At 68.3% G+C, this 14,739-nt stretch carries 13 protein-coding genes; 6 read left to right on the top strand and 7 right to left on the bottom strand.

What is annotated here, in order from left to right:
* Positions 1-548: 548 nt before the first annotated feature.
* Positions 549-863: a hypothetical protein gene (locus tag OG574_RS39205; RefSeq protein WP_266667597.1), complete on the top strand. Its 315-nt coding sequence runs from the start codon at positions 549-551 to the stop codon at positions 861-863.
* Between the two features lie 40 nt (positions 864-903).
* On the opposite strand, the gene OG574_RS39200 is transcribed toward OG574_RS39205, so the two are convergent.
* Positions 904-1,557: a TetR/AcrR family transcriptional regulator gene (locus tag OG574_RS39200; RefSeq protein WP_266667599.1), complete on the bottom strand. Its 654-nt coding sequence runs from the start codon at positions 1,555-1,557 to the stop codon at positions 904-906.
* A gap of 148 nt (positions 1,558-1,705) precedes the next feature.
* Between OG574_RS39200 and OG574_RS39195 the strand changes: the two genes are divergently transcribed.
* The 3 genes from OG574_RS39195 to OG574_RS39185 all read left to right on the top strand — a co-directional run bounded on the left by OG574_RS39195 (position 1,706) and on the right by OG574_RS39185 (position 5,769).
* Positions 1,706-3,016, top strand: coding sequence for an MFS transporter (locus OG574_RS39195; RefSeq protein WP_266667601.1), 1,311 nt, complete (start codon positions 1,706-1,708; stop codon positions 3,014-3,016).
* Between the two features lie 21 nt (positions 3,017-3,037).
* The gene (locus tag OG574_RS39190; protein WP_326777025.1) at positions 3,038-4,825 is read left to right on the top strand and encodes a glycoside hydrolase family 3 protein; all 1,788 of its coding nucleotides are present in this window, start codon (positions 3,038-3,040) and stop codon (positions 4,823-4,825) included.
* Positions 4,826-5,064: 239 nt separating this feature from the next.
* Positions 5,065-5,769, top strand: coding sequence for a TetR/AcrR family transcriptional regulator (locus tag OG574_RS39185; RefSeq protein WP_266667605.1), 705 nt, complete (start codon positions 5,065-5,067; stop codon positions 5,767-5,769).
* Positions 5,770-5,962: 193 nt separating this feature from the next.
* Here the strand turns inward: OG574_RS39185 and OG574_RS39180 are convergent, their stop codons facing one another.
* The 4 genes from OG574_RS39180 to OG574_RS39165 are packed head-to-tail and all read right to left on the bottom strand — an operon-like array spanning position 5,963 to position 9,777.
* The gene (locus tag OG574_RS39180; RefSeq protein WP_266667607.1) at positions 5,963-7,045 is read right to left on the bottom strand and encodes an S-(hydroxymethyl)mycothiol dehydrogenase; all 1,083 of its coding nucleotides are present in this window, start codon (positions 7,043-7,045) and stop codon (positions 5,963-5,965) included.
* 25 nt (positions 7,046-7,070) lie between these two features.
* Positions 7,071-8,255, bottom strand: coding sequence for an NAD(P)/FAD-dependent oxidoreductase (locus OG574_RS39175; protein ID WP_266667608.1), 1,185 nt, complete (start codon positions 8,253-8,255; stop codon positions 7,071-7,073).
* The gene (locus OG574_RS39170) at positions 8,252-8,587 is read right to left on the bottom strand and encodes a bifunctional 3-phenylpropionate/cinnamic acid dioxygenase ferredoxin subunit (RefSeq protein WP_266667609.1); all 336 of its coding nucleotides are present in this window, start codon (positions 8,585-8,587) and stop codon (positions 8,252-8,254) included. Before OG574_RS39170 ends, OG574_RS39175 begins: the two co-directional genes overlap by 4 nt.
* Complete coding sequence (locus tag OG574_RS39165; protein ID WP_266667610.1) at positions 8,584-9,777, bottom strand: cytochrome P450; 1,194 nt, start codon at positions 9,775-9,777, stop codon at positions 8,584-8,586. Before OG574_RS39165 ends, OG574_RS39170 begins: the two co-directional genes overlap by 4 nt.
* A 130-nt stretch (positions 9,778-9,907) precedes the next feature.
* Here OG574_RS39165 and OG574_RS39160 point away from each other — a divergent pair, with 130 nt between their 5' ends.
* Together OG574_RS39160 and OG574_RS39155 are read left to right on the top strand one after the other, a co-directional pair.
* Positions 9,908-10,843 (top strand): LysR family transcriptional regulator, encoded by a 936-nt coding sequence (locus tag OG574_RS39160; protein WP_266667612.1) that lies wholly within the window; start codon positions 9,908-9,910, stop codon positions 10,841-10,843.
* A gap of 305 nt (positions 10,844-11,148) precedes the next feature.
* A complete protein-coding gene (locus OG574_RS39155) occupies positions 11,149-12,375 on the top strand; it encodes an MFS transporter (protein ID WP_326777024.1) in 1,227 nt (408 codons plus the stop codon).
* Here the strand turns inward: OG574_RS39155 and OG574_RS39150 are convergent.
* Together OG574_RS39150 and OG574_RS39145 are read right to left on the bottom strand one after the other, a co-directional pair.
* Positions 12,310-13,602 (bottom strand): MFS transporter, encoded by a 1,293-nt coding sequence (locus OG574_RS39150; RefSeq protein ID WP_266667616.1) that lies wholly within the window; start codon positions 13,600-13,602, stop codon positions 12,310-12,312. The genes OG574_RS39155 and OG574_RS39150 overlap by 66 nt on opposite strands.
* Positions 13,603-13,683: 81 nt before the next feature.
* Positions 13,684-14,640, bottom strand: a complete 957-nt coding sequence (locus tag OG574_RS39145) for a fumarylacetoacetate hydrolase family protein (RefSeq protein ID WP_266667618.1) — start codon at positions 14,638-14,640, stop codon at positions 13,684-13,686.
* Positions 14,641-14,739 lie beyond the last annotated feature (99 nt).

The raw sequence follows: 14,739 nt of genomic DNA, 5'->3' as shown, positions 1-14,739 counted from the left end.
CGTTGTCGGACGCCGAAGTGCCTGCTGCGCCTCAGACGGTGATCGTTGAGCCAAAGCGGACGCGGAAGCGGAAGTAGGCGCCCCGTCCTCGTCGGCGGCCACCGTGCCCGGATCAACTGCGGATCAGATCCTCTCCGGGCGATGGCACCGACAGGAGGCCACCAGCCGCCTTGAACCGCCAGCTGAGGTCACATGGATCAGCGGCACCGCCTAGCGTCACAGGACCCCCACGCCCTGCCACACTCAAGTAGGCGGCAGAGCGTCTGACCAGTTCCACAGGGCGGCTGACGACCCATCAGAACGAGCGCCATTTCGGCGTCAAGATATCGCCCGTAACGCCCACACTGCACATAATGCGCACGGGTAAAAGCGCAGGTCAGGAGCCCTTCGCGACCGGTTCAAGCACCGCGACGCATTCAACATGGTGCGTCATCGAGAACACGTCGAGACAACACCGACGGCTCCCGCTGCCAGCGCAGAAATGAACAAGCACCGCACAGCCCGGCGCACCCGTCCCGGTACTCACTTTCCAGGGGGACGCCGACCCGGTGAACCCGTACCTCGGCGGCGGCGCACCCTACTGGGGTTACGGGGCGGAGAGCGCCCTGCACACCTGGGCGAAGCTCAATGGCTGCAAGGCTGGCCCGCGCACCGCCGAGGTCTCCACACACGTCGACAAGGTGACGTACAAGGGCTGCCGCACGGGCGCAGACACGCAAATGTATGTCGTGCACGGCGGCGGCCACACTTGGCCCGGTTCCACCGGCCCCGAGATGCCCGGACTCGGCCCGGTCACCCACGAGATCGACGCCACCGAGATCATGTGGGACTTCTTCAGCGCGCAAAGTCACGCCACAAAGTGAGTCGGCTGCCCGCGCCCGCAGCGGGTGCGGCCAGTCACCGTCACTTGGGCAGACCGGACCCATCCCGATTGATCGAGCGCAGCAGCCGGTCGATATAGCGCCGCAGCCCGCCCGTCATGTCGTAGGCGCCAGGCGCGAGCGCCCACTGCAGCTGCAACCCGTCCATGACAGCGACGAGTTCACTCGCGACGCCTTCGCAGTCAGTGCCGGGCTCCAACACGCCGCGTTCCAGGTCACCGCGGAGAGCTCCGGCGATCTTGGCGATGACGGCGCCATAGCGGCGCACGAAGAAGTCATGGGCGGGGTGGCCGGGTTCACCGGCCTCAGCAGCAAGGACGTTGAACATCCTGGTCCGGCCGGGCCGCTGAGCGTTGGACTCGGCCAGCTCCAGCATCGCCTCGAACACCTCCACCACGCTGCCGGGTTCCTTCGCGAAGAACCGCGCCACATCCTGCTCCTCGCTGCGTTCCAGGACGGAGACGAGAAGGTCTTCCTTGGATCGGAAGTGGTGCAGGAGTCCCCCCTGCGTGATGCCAACATCCTTGGCGATGCGGGCCAGCGAGGAGGCGTGGAAACCCCATTGGGCATAGTGCTCGACGGCCGTGTCCAGGATCCTCGCGCGCCGTTCGTCACCGACGGCATAGCTGCCCCTGGCCGCGTTCGTCCGCGGGTTCCGCTCCTGCTTCCGGTCCATGAGGTTCACCTTAACGGGCGGCCGACAAGGCTCCACCTGGTGTGATTCAAGCCACTTCAACGAAACCTACTGGTCACTCGCTTTTCACGTCTACGCTGACCGCGCAGGTCGGCAAGGAAGCCGTCCCCGTCCTCTCAGGAGAGCCGTCATGGCTGTCTTCCCCGGCGTCGCCCCGAGCGCCACACCCCCCGAGTCCGCACCCACGGCCGCTGCGGCCCCCGCTCCCGGTCCGGCCCCGGCGAACGCCTCCGGCAAGCTGGTCTTCGGACTCGCCTTCGCCCAGTTCGGCGTCATGGCCACCCTGCTCACCCCGGTGATGGTGACCCTCGCCCTGCGCGTCGCCCAGATCGTCCCCGAGGGCGACCGGGGTGCCGCCCTCGGCCAGGTCCTCTCCCTCGGCGCGGTCCTCGCAATGATCGCCAACCCCGTGATGGGCGGCCTCTCCGACCGCACCACGTCCCGGTTCGGCCGACGCAGGCCCTGGCTGCTCGGCGGTGTGCTCGCCGCCTTCGCGGGCCTGGTAGTGGTGGCACTCGGTGGCAATGTCCCGACGCTGATGCTCGGCTGGGCCCTCGCTCAGATCGGCGGCAACGCGGCCCTGACCGCCGTCACTGCCAGCATCCCAGACTTCGTGCCCGAGCATCAGCGCGCCCGGGTCTCCGGCATGGTCGGCATGACGACGTCCCTGTCGATGATCGCGGGCAGCGGCCTCGCGAACGCCTTCAGCACCCACCTCGCGCTCGCCTTCCTCGGCCCTGGCCTGCTAGGCATCGCCGGCGTAATAACGCTGTGCGCGGTGATGAAGGACCGCCCGGCCCGCCTCGGCGCCTTCGCGCCATACAGCTTCAAGGAGTTCCTGCGCAGCTTCTGGGTCAGCCCGCGCAAGCACCCGGACTTCGTGTGGAACTTCGCGGGCCGCTTCCTGGTGTTCGTCGGCATTTCCTGCGTCACTTCCTACCAGGCGTACTTCCTGATGGACCGCCTCGGTTACGACGACGACCAGGTCGCGAACAAGCTGTTCGTCGGCATTCTCGTCATGGTCGTCACCGTCGTCGCTGGCTCGGTCATCGGCGGGCAGCTCTCTGACCGCTCGGGCCGCCGCAAGCCGTACGTGCTCGGCTCCTCGATGATCATTGCGGCAGGCCTGGCCCTGCTCGCGTTCGCGCACTCCTTCCCGGTCTTCCTGCTCGCCCTGGCGGTCTTCGGCTTCGGTGAGGGGCTGTACCTCTCCGTCGACGTGGCGCTGGCCGCCGCCGTGCTGCCCGACCCCGAGCAGGCCGCCCGCGACATGGGCGTCCTCAACATCGGCAACGCGCTCCCCCAGTCGCTCGTCCCGATCGTCGCCCCGGCCCTCCTCGCCCTCGGCGGCGGCGGGAACTACGGCGCCCTCTTCCTCTTCGGCGGTATCGCGTGCGTGCTCGGCGCGTTCGCCGTCCAGTTCATTCGCAGCGTCAAGTAGCTCCAAGTAAGGCACCAAGCAATGAAGCCCACGGCACAGAAGTCCACGATCCGCAACGAAGGCCACCCGTACCAGAACCCCGAACTCCCCGTGGAGCAGCGGGTTGAAGATCTCCTGAGCCGGATGACGCTCGCTGAGAAGGCCGGCCAGTTCTTCCACACCATGCTCGCCATGAAGCCGGACGGCTCCACGGTCGAGAAGGGCAACGTCGGCGTCATGCCGCTGGACACCACGGCCCTACTGAAGGGCCAGTTCATGACCCACTTCAACCTCATGGGGACGTACGAGCCTGGCGCCATGGCGCGCTGGCACAACACCCTCCAGTCGATGGCCGCCGACACCCGCCTCGGCATCCCGGTCACGCTCTCCACCGACCCGCGCCACGCCTTTACCGACAACGTCGGCGCGTCCTTCAACGCGGGCGCCTTCTCCGCTTGGCCCGAGCCCATCGGCCTCGCGGCCCTGCGCGATCCGAAGCTGGTGTACGAGTTCGCGGACACGGTGCGCCGGGAGTACCTCGCCGTCGGCTTCCGGGTGGCCCTGCACCCGCAGATCGACCTGGCCAGCGAGCCGCGCTGGTCCCGCCAGAACGGCACCTTCGGCTCGGACGCGGCCCTCACCTCGCAGCTGGTCCGCGCCTACGTTCACGGCCTCCAGGGCGACACGCTCGGCAAGCAGTCGGTGTCCGCGATGGTCAAGCACTTCCCCGGCGGTGGCCCCCAACTGGACGGCGAGGACCCGCACTTCCCCTGGGGCAAGGAGCAGATCTACCCCGGCGGCATGCGCGACCTGCACCTCGAACCCTTCAAGGCGGCCATCGCAGCCGGGTGCGCGCAGATGATGCCGTACTACGGCCAGCCCATCGGCACCGACTGGGAGGAAGTCGGCTTCGGCTTCAACAAGGGCGTCGTGCAAGGTCTGTTGCGTGACCGCCTCGGTTTCGACGGCATCGTCTGCACCGACTGGGGCCTGATCAGCGACGCGGAGATCTTCGGTGAGATGCACGAGGCGCGCGCCTGGGGCCTCGAATCGCTCACCGAACTGGAGAAGGCGGCGCGGGTCCTGGACGCGGGCTGCGACCAGTTCGGCGGCGAATCCCGCACGGACCTGATCATCGAGCTCGTCGAGTCTGGGCGGATCCCCGAGTACCGCCTGGACCAGTCCCTGCGGCGCATCCTGCGCGACAAGTTCGTCCTCGGACTCTTCGACGCCCCGTACGTCGATGCCGACGCGGCTGCCGAGACGGTGGGCCGCACCGACTTCACCGAAGCAGGTGCGAAGGCACAGCGCCGCTCGCTGACGCTGCTTACCAACCCGGGCGGCACTCTGCCCGTCACCGGTCGCCCGAAGTTGTACGTCGAGAACGTGACAGCCAAAACAGCCGCGCAGTACGGCAAGTTGGTGGACGCGCCCGAGCAGGCCGATCTCGCGGTACTACGCCTGCGCACGCCGTACGAACCTCGTCCCAACACCTTCGAGTCGTTCTTCCACTCCGGCACGCTCGCCTTCACGCCCGAGGAACTGAAGCCGATCCTCGACCTCCTTGCCACGGTCCCGACGGTCGTCTGCATCAACCTGGAGCGGGCGGCCGTCATCCCGGAGATCGCCGAACGCGCCGCAGCCCTCGTCGCCGACTACGGGGCGAGCGACACCGCACTCCTGGATATCGCCTTCGGCAAGGCCAAGCCGGAAGGACGGCTGCCCTTTGAGCTCCCGCGCTCCATGGAGGCCGTGGCGGCCTCCCGTCCCGATGTCCCCAACGACACGGAGAACCCGCTGTTCCCGTACAGGGCGGGCCTGACCTTGTAGGCGAGGGTGTCCGAGCAGGGGCACCGGCGGGACCTTCCCGCCACCGGTCACCGCACAGCAGCTGGGCCACCGGGACCAACCTCTCACGTCACCAACGGGCTGCGAATGAGTGCACGTTCGCCTGCGTGTGTCGGCCACGCGGGGACCGTCTCGTTCTCGATCTGGCCGAGCGGCGCGGACTCCTGGTCAACAGGATCGTTGCTCGGTGACGGAAACAGCCGCCGGATAGGGTCGACGGCGTGGCAGCGCAGGAGAAGGCAGCGGGCAGGCAGGCGGCACGGTCCGGCAAGCGGCAGCAGCGCAGGCAGCCCAGTGATCCCGGCCGGCAGCGCGACCCGGTGGGGACACGGCGGTCCATTCTGGCCGCTGCCGGTGCAGAGTTCGGCACCCACGGGTTCGAAGGGGCCCGGGTGGTGCGGATCGCCGAGGCCGCCGGAGTCAGCCACCAGCTGATCACCTACTACTTCGGCGGTAAGCGCGGGTTGCACGAGGCGCTGAGCGACCGATGGCCGTCGACGGCCATGCCGGTCAACCGCGACCTGTCTTTCGACAAGGTCGCACGGCGGTACGTGCACTTGGCGCACGACGACCCGGGGTGGGTGCACAGACTGGCACGCGAGCAGCCCGACGTCCCGTCGCCAGCCGGGGACGAACGGGCCGCCGAGCTGTTGAAGTGCGTGGAGGAACTCCGCGCGCGCCAGGCACGCGGCGAGCTCCGAGGCGACATCGACGTCGGCGTTCTGTTCCTCGTCTTCTTCGCCGCCTCGGTCGCCCCCGTCGCCCTGCGTTCGATCACCCGCGAGTTCACCCAGCAGGATCCGGGCTCCGAGGAGTTCATCGACCACTACGCCGACCAGGTCGCCCGCATCATGGCGGTGATCGGTGACGCGGCAGCAGTGGAGGACGCCCACGCGCCCGAACCGACCGAACCGTCCGGGGGCTGATCACCGGCGTCATTCCCATCAGCAGTCCGTTCCCATCAGAAGACGAGGAGCCATCTGCCGATGAACCAAGCGCCCTCACGCTGACGACGGCCGTCGCCACTCGTAGGGCAGCAAACGTCCCGCACTCCCGCTCCGAAGACCGAGACGCAACTCCTGGCCGAGGCAAGCGACGCCGCCGCGAACACCCCATCGTTCAGAACGCCACCACGGACCGCAGCACCTCACCCGTGTGCATCTTCTCGAAGGCCTTCTCCACATCGTCCAGAGAGATCGTCTCGGTGACGAAGGCGTCCAGGTCCAGACGCCCCTGCCGGTACAGATCCACCAGCATGGGGAAGTCCCTCGAGGGGAGGCAGTCGCCGTACCAGGAGGACTTCAGCGCCCCGCCGTGACCGAAGACGTCCAGCAGTGGCAGTTCCACCTTCATCTCCGGCGTCGGCACCCCGACCAGCACGACGACGCCGGCCAGGTCCCGGGCCTGGAATGCCTGAAGGTAGGTCTCCGGTCGCCCCACGGCCTCGATGACGACATCCGTGCCGAACCCGTCGGTCAGCTCGCGTATCGCCGTCACGGGCTCGGTTCGGCGGGAGTTGACCGTGTGGGTGGCGCCGAAGGTCTCGGCCGTGGCCAGTTTCCGGTCGTCGATGTCCACGGCGATGATCCGAGCGGCTCCGGCGAGGCGTGCTCCGGCGATCGCGGCGTCGCCGACTCCCCCGCAGCCGATCACAGCGACGCTCTGACCAAGCGTGATCGCGGCCGTGTTGAGGGCGGCTCCCAGCCCGGCCATGAGCCCGCACCCGAGGAGCCCCACCGCTTCGGGGCGGGCCGGGGCGACCTTCGTGCACTGCCCCGCGGCCACGAGCGTCTTCTCCGCGAAGGCGCCGATGCCGAGGGCGGGGGCCAGTTCCGTTCCGTCGGCGAGCGTCATCTTCTGCCGCGCGTTGTGCGTGTCGAAGCAGTACCAGGGCTGTCCCCGCCTGCAGGCACGGCAACGCCCGCATACCGCACGCCAGTTGAGGATGACGAAGTCCCCCGGGGCGACGTCGGTGACGTCTTCGCCGACCGCTTCCACGACTCCCGCGGCCTCATGACCGAGCAGGAAGGGGAAGTTCTCGCCGATCGAGCCCTGCCGGTAGTGGAGGTCGGTATGACACACCCCGCAGGCCTGTACCCGCACAAGAGCCTCTCCCGGACCCGGGTCGGGCACCAGGATGGTCTCGACCGATACGGGAGCGCCCTTCTCGAGCGCCACCACACCTCGGACCTCATGCGTCATGTCTGTGTTCCTTTCGAAGGTCGGTTCACCGAGTGGCCCAGGTGCCGCGGAGTTCCCGCCGCAGCCGCCCGAACTCCTTGGGGCTGTCGACGGCGAGCACCCCGGTGACAGCGCCGTCGCGTCGGTACACGGCCACGAAGCCGCTGTCGAACGAGCCGGAGACCAGTTCCAGGGCGTCGTCTGCATCGGGCCGGCCAGCGATCTGCAGATGGGAGTCGTACTGGTCGGACCAAACGTAGGGAAGCGGGTCGTGGGCGGGCTGCTCCACGGGGTCCTCCCCGCGCAGCGTGGCCAGCAGCGACCTGGCCGCGGTGGCCGGCATGTCGCGCGCGTTGGTCCAGTGTTCGATACGCAACCGCCGGCCACCCCGACAGCGATACGCGGCCACATCTCCCGCCGCGACGACTCCGGGCACAGTGGTTCGGCACCACTCGTCCGTGAGGACGCCGTTGTCCAGGGCGACCCCGGAACCCGCCAGCCACTCGGTGTTGGGTACGGCGCCGATGCCGACGACGACCACGTCCGCGGGCAGCGAGCGGCCGTCGGACAGGGACACCGCCTGCACCCTGTCCCGGCCGACGAGCCCCGTGACGCTGACGCCGGTCACCAGCGCGACGCCGTGGTCCGTGTGCAGGCGGCGCAGGACTCCGGCGGCGGCAGAACCCAGCTGCCGCAGAAGCGGCATCTGCTCGAACTCGACGATGGTCACCTCGTGTCCGAGAGCACGCGCCGCAGAGGCGACCTCCGCGCCGATGAATCCGCCTCCCACCACGGCGACCCGGCCCGGGCGGGACAGGTCGTCGCGCAGCCTGCGCGCGTCGTCGAGCGTCCGCAGGGTGTGTACCGAGTCCAGCTCCGGCACGCCGGAGAGCGTGCGGGCGCGGGCTCCGGTCGCGATGACGACACCTTCCGCGTGAAGGCTTTGCCCGTCGGACAGCGTGAGGTGACGCGTCACCGGATCGAAGGCTGTGGCGCGCGTCCCGAGCAGCCACTCGGCGTCGAGCTCGGCACGCGACGCCGTGTCCGTCAGCGCGATGTCGCAGGCCTCGTACGTTCCCAGGAGAACTTGCTTGGACAACGGCGGTCGGTCGTAAGGCTCGACGGCCTCCTCACCGATCATCACGAGGCGCCCGTCGTGCCCTTGAGCGCGCAGCGCCTCGCCAGCCCTGACCCCGGCCAGGCCGACGCCGACGACAGCGATCGTGCTCATCGTGCCGGCTCCTCGGCCGCCACGGAGGACTCCTCCACGTACACGATGCCGTCGACGAGTTGGACGGCATGGGTGCGGATGGAGCGCCGGGCGGGCGGGCAGTCGGGCCTGCCGGTCCGCACGTCGAAACGGGACTCGTGGAGGGGACACTCGACCTCGTGTCCGTCGAGCCAGCCGTCGGAGAGTGAGGCCGTTTCGTGAGAGCAGGTGTCGTCGATGCAGAAGACGCGGTCGCCGACCTTGACGAGTGCCAGAGGGGCCGGAAGATCGGGCCTGGCGATGCGGGTGACCGTGCCCGGAGTGAGTTCCTCGACGGAGCAGAGCTGAATCACTGAACCGCTGCCTTTCCCTGCTGTGTGTCGTGCTGCATCCGGACCGAGTCCGGGCCACGGAACATCCAACCGGTCAGGTTCGGCGTTCCGTTGACGCGCAGACCCGTGAGCGTCTCGAACAGCACAGGTACGGCGGTGCGCAGCTGCTCGCGCGCCAGATAGGTGCCGAGGCAGTAGTGGGCGCCGAGGGAGAAGGCCAGATGGTCCTGAAGATCGGGGCGGTCGATGTCGAACGCGTCCGGGTCGGGGAACTTCCGCTCGTCGCGGTTGGCCGACCCGGCGAGTGCGAGCAGTTTGTCCCCTGCTCGCAGGGTCACACCTTCGACGGTGTGGTCGACGGCGAGCTGCCGTGGAAGGGCGCCGATGGGGCTGAGCCAGCGCATGGTCTCCTCGATGGCGGCGTCGAGGGCCGCGGATTCGGCGAGAACGCGGTCGCGCAGTTCGGGCCGCATGCTCAACTGCCAGACGAGCGTGGCCAGCGCATGCCACGGCTCGTTGAAGCCACCGGAGATCATCAGGCGCACCTGGTCGGCGATCTCCTCGGCCGACAGCGGTTCGGCGAGGTCGGCGTGGACCATGGCGGAGATGACGCTGTGGTCCGGTGCGGCCGTCACGCGCGTGATCGTCTCCCGCACCCGTTCCCCCACCTCGTCCCTTGCGCGCCCGGCACGCTCCCAGACGGCCGGGTCGTCCTCATGGTTGGCCAGACCGGCGATGAAGGCACCGGACCACTCGACCACCTGCGCGGTCGTCACGTCCGACAACCCCGCGGTGTTCGCCAGCGCCTGCGCGGCGAAGGGTGCCGCGAAGTCTGACACCAGATCGAACTCCGGCTTGTCCCGCAGTGCTTCGGCGAGTTTTCGTGCGTGCGCGGTGAGCCCCGCCGACCAGTGCTGGCGTACGGTGCGGCGCTTCAGCGGGCCGTCCACGGCGGAGCGCAGCCGGCGGTGGGCGTCCCCGTCGGTCCGGATCATGACTCGTCCCATGGTGCGCTCCGCAAGGGAGTTGTGCTGGTGTGCGCTGAAGATCTCGGGGTGCTCGTCCACGAAGACGACGTCCTCGTAACGGCTGACGAGCCACATGTTGAGTCCGTCCGACCAGGCCCATGGCTCGTTCTTCCTGAGCTCGCGGTACACGGGGTACGGATCGGCGTACAGGTCCCTGTTGGTGAGATTCGTTGCGATGGGCATAGCGGCTCCTCACATGGGATGTGTGCCACATCGGGATGCTGTGACTGTCCTGCACAGGGCCGCGAGCAGGGAATACCCTGGAATCCATTAAATGATCGGAAACAACCACAGGAATCCTGAGGTATGGACGATGACGCTCTCCCTGCGACAGCTTCGGTACTTCGTGGCGGCAGCGGAGATGCGCACCATCTCGGGTGCCGCGGCACGCGAGCACATCTCGCAGTCGACCGTCGCGCTGGCCATCAGTGAGCTGGAGCGCACGCTCGGCGTCCAGTTGTTCCTCCGGCAACAGGCCAAGGGGCTGACCATCACTCAGGCCGGCCTGGCGGTGCTCGCCGATGCACGCCCGCTGCTCGCCCACGCGGACGAACTGGTTTCCAGCGCACGCCACTTGGGCGGACAGCTCTCGGGTGACCTCACCGTCGGCTGCTACACGACCTTGGCCCCGTTCCTGATGCCGGGCTTGTTGCAGGGCTTCGCCGCGGAACACCCGACGGTCGAGCTGAACTTCGTCGAGGGCTCACAAGTGGAGCTGCAGGAGCGGTTGTTGGACGGAACGTGCGAGATGGCACTGCTCTACGAACTCGACCTGCAACCGGGCGTGCACCACGAGACGCTCTACCGAACCCGCCCTCACGTACTGCTCCCCCACACGCACCCGCTGGCCGGGCAGGGGGCAGTGAGCCTGCACGACCTCGCGGACGAGCCCATGGTCCTTCTCGACTATCCGCCGAGCCGTCACTACTTCACTCAGTTGCTCGCATCGCTCGGCGTGCGGCCCACGGTCCGGCACACGACCAGCAGCTTCGAGACCGTGCGGTCCCTGGTCGCGCGGGGGCTCGGCTACTCGCTTCTGATTCAACGGCCGCCTTCCGGCATCAGCTACGAGGGAATCCCACTGGCCGAATGCGCGATCCAGGAGGAGGTGCCGGAGATGCCCGTACTCCTCGCCAGGCCGACCCGCGCGAAACTCACGCGCCGGGCTCAGGCTTTCGCCGATTACTGCCGCCGCACGCTCGCGGACGGACCGACGCACCCGGCAGACGGAGACTTCAGTATTCGATGAGTCCGCCCAATCGGGGCTGCACCGATACTAGACGTACCGTTTCGACGGTGCTTATCTTGCCGACACAACGCACTTCTCCCGGCGGCCTCCCGGTGTGACCCATCGACGCACGACTGCGCGGGCGACGGTGCAACCACCGTCGCCCGCGCCCGCCGCCGTCCGTACCTGGTCCTGCCCGCACGTGATCGCTGCCCTGCCATGCCCGCCTGCCCGGTCGCCGAGCCGACGCCGGGCGGCCGACACCTGCACACAGCGGCAGGACGACCTGCCCGGCACCTACGACGTTGCACCACGAGGGGACTGACATGTCATCAACATCCGAGCGCTGGACTGTGCTCGGCGGTTCATTCCTGGCCTACATGTTCGACGCGCTGGAGTTGGCGATCCTCGCCCTCGCGCTACCTCACATCCGGGAGGACCTCGGGCTGTCGCTCGCCGAGGGCGGACTGCTGGCCACGGCCACGCTGATCGGCATAGGCGTCAGCAGCATCACCTTGGGACGGATCGCTGACAGGTACGGCCGCAAGCGGGCACTGATGATGTCACTGGCCGTCTTCGGCATGTTCACCACGGCCATCGCCGCAGCTCCGGGATTCTGGACGATTCTGCTGCTGAGGTTCCTGTCGGGCCTCGGCCTCGGTGGCGTCTGGAGCGCTGTGTCGGCCTACGTGGTGGAGACCTGGCCGCAGCGGCTGCGTGGCCGCGCCACGTGCTTCGCCTTGAGTTCGTCGCCGGTCGGTGGCCTGCTCGCCGCCGTGCTGGCCCCTGCGCTCCTGCCCGACTGGCGCATGTTGTTCTTCGTCAGCGGCCTCGGCGCCGTGCTGCCCCTGCTCGTCGTCGGATTCGCCTTCGACGAGTCCAAGGAGTGGATCGCACATCGTCGGCTTCCCGTGCGTGCGGCCGAAAAGGGCGGCCCGCGCCAGGTGTTCGATCGCGCTCTCCTACGGGTCACCCTGTTCGGAACGCTGCTGGCCACCTTCGCTCTGATCGGATGGTGGGGGACCTCGACCTGGCTGCCCACCTTCCTGGGGGCAGACCATGGGCTCAGTGTCTCCGAGATCGCCACATTCATGATCGTTCTGAATCTGGGGAACTTCGCGGGGTGCAATGTCTCCGGGTACCTGGCGGACCGTCACGGGCACCGGCGCGTCGTGGCGACCGCGCTCCTCGGAAGCGGAGTTCTCCTCGCTGTGACCGTGACGCAGTCCCCAGGCGCCTTCTTGCTCGGATCAGTAGCGGCTTTCGGGATCTGCACCTCCTTCTTCGGCCTCTTCGGCGGCTACCTCGCCGGCCTCTTCCCCACCGAGGTGCGAGCCACCGGAGCGGGTCTCTGCTTCAACGTGGGACGCGGCGTATCAGCCTGCGCGCCGTTCCTGCTCGGTTCATTGGCATCCGCCGGAAGCCTCGGCACCGGGTTGCTGGTGTGCGCGGGCTTCTTCCTGCTGGCCGCTACCACGCTGATCGGGCTACCGCCCACCGCCGTCACCCGCGCGGTGGCGCCTCGAGTTGCTCCGGCGCGCGGTGGCACCTGATGTGGTCGGTGGTGCGGGGCGGCGCCGTTCGGCGCGACTGCCGAATGCCCAGACCAGCACCGTCAGTACGCCAAGTGCCAGACCCAGCACGCACACCCCGGACCATTCTCCCGCCGCGTACACCGCGCTGGTGAGTGCGGAGCCGATGGCGCCACCGATGAAGTACGCCGTCATGTAGGCCGAGTTGACGCGGCTCAGCGCACCGGTGTTCAACTGGTAGATGCGGCTCTGATTGGCGACCTGAAGTCCTTGCACGGCCAAAGTGAAGACCGCTGCTCCGATGATGATCGGCACGATGTGGTGGTCCCCGAAGAACAGGACTACCCAGGACACGGCGAGCAGCAGGCAGCTGAGCGTGGTCAACAAGCCTCCGCGGCCCTGGTCGGTGAGCGTGCCTACGGGCCGGGCCACGAGACTGCCCACGGCGCCGAGCAGTCCGAACAGGCCGATGGTGCCGACCGAGTAGTGGTACGGCGCTCCGCTCAGCAGCATCGTCAGTGCGGTCCACAGCACCGAGAACCCGGCGAAACTGAGACCACCGAGCATCATGCGTACGCGGAGCACCGGCTCCCGTCCAATGATGCGGAACGTGGAAGCCAGCAGTGCTCCATAGCCGATCCGTTCGGAGGATGACGTCACGACCGGCATCCGTAGCCGCAGGACCAGTGCGAGAAGGGCCATCGCCACGGCGGCCGCGCCGTAGACGGTGCGCCAGCCGGCGAAATCGGCGAGGTAGCCGGCCACGGTGCGGGCCAGGACGGAACCGAGCAGCAATCCCATCGCGATCGTTCCGACCACTCGCCCGCGGTGGTGCGGCGGCGCGAGTTCGGTGGCGAACGGGACGAGGACCTGCGCGGTCGACGCGCCGACGCCGGCGACGGTGGCAGCGGTCAGGAACAACGGGGCGGAAGGGGCGAGCGCCATCGCGGCCAGGGCGACCGCGGTCGTCAGTGCCATCAGCGGCACGAATCTCGCCCGGTTGACGAGATCACCGAGGGGCAACAGCAGGAGCAGCCCTGCCGCGTAACCCGCCTGTGTCAGCGTGATGAGGAGAGCCGCGGTGGACGAGGAGGTGTGCAGCCCTCGCCCGATGGCGTCGAGAAGCGGTTGCCCGTAGTAGAGGTTGGCCACGCACAGTCCGGTGGCCGTGGCCAGGAGCCCGACGATGCCGCCCGTCGACCGGCCTGCGGGTGACTGGAGGGAGTCGGTCTTGGCACCAACAGACATGATTCTCCTTTGCAGTTGTTGATCGAGCCGTCCCTGCGGGGCCACCGAGGGGTGGCCCCGCAGGGACGTCATAGGCGATGCCTAGCTGCACACGGTGCGCTGCGTACCGAGGCCGGTGATCTCGCTCTCCATCACGTCGCCCGCACGCAGGAACCGCCCGTAGTGGGAGCCGTTGCCCTCCGGCGAGCCGGTGATGAGCATGTCGCCCGGCTGCAGGACCAGGCGGTGGGAGGCGTACGAGATGAGCGAGGCGATGTCGAAGATCATGTCGCCCGTGTTGCCCTTCTGCATGACCTTGCCGTTGAGCTTCAGCGTGATGTCCAGGTCCTGCGGGTCGGACACGAAGCGCGCGGGCACCACGTACGGCCCCGTGGGGTAGAAGCCGGGCTGGTTCTTGGAGCGCATCCAGTCCGTGCCCATCATGGGGATCTCCGGGCGGGGCACAAGACTGCGCGTCGTCATGTCATTACAGATGGTGTAGCCCGCGACGTGGTCGAGTGCCTCGGCGGGGCTCACCTCTCGCGCCTCGCGACCGATGATCACGCCCAGTTCGAGTTCCCAGTCGTGGTTCTCGCCGAGGGAGGGCAGAACGACGTCGTCGTAGGGGCCGTTGATGGCCGAGGGGGCGCCGACCCACACATAGGGATCACCGTTCGCCCGGCGCTCGTCGACCTCGCGGGCGGCCTGCTCGCGCAGTTCCTCCGGGGTGGCGTCGGCCTTGCCCAGGCGGTGTGCCACGGTGATCTGGATGACGTGCTCGCGGTAGTTGGCGCCGGCGGCGATGATCTGCCCGGGCGGCTGGACCGGTGCCAGCACCCGCAGGTCGCCGACCGGCCGCCCCAGGCCGGCCTCGGGCGCGTCAGCGAGAGACTGAAGCGCTTCGAGCGCCGCCTCCCAGTCGGCGAGCAGGTCCCGGGTGGTGGCGGCTTCGGGCAGAACGGTCCGGGTGTCGTACACCTTTCCGTCCACGACAATGCCGGGGAACGGACTGCCGGTTGCTTCGGCGAAGGTGCCCAAGGAGAAGGGTGTGGTGCTCATGGTGTCCTCGACTTCTTGATGATGGCGGGCGACGGGACTCTGCGCATCGGCGCGGCTCGCAGGGTGTGCGGCACGGTCCCGTCCAAGGTCGTCGCCGAC

Source organism: Streptomyces sp. NBC_01445 (assembly GCF_035918235.1).
Lineage (GTDB): Bacteria > Actinomycetota > Actinomycetes > Streptomycetales > Streptomycetaceae > Streptomyces.
The sequence above is the reverse complement of the archived record's forward strand: the minus strand, read 5'-3'. Positions and strand labels throughout refer to the sequence as shown.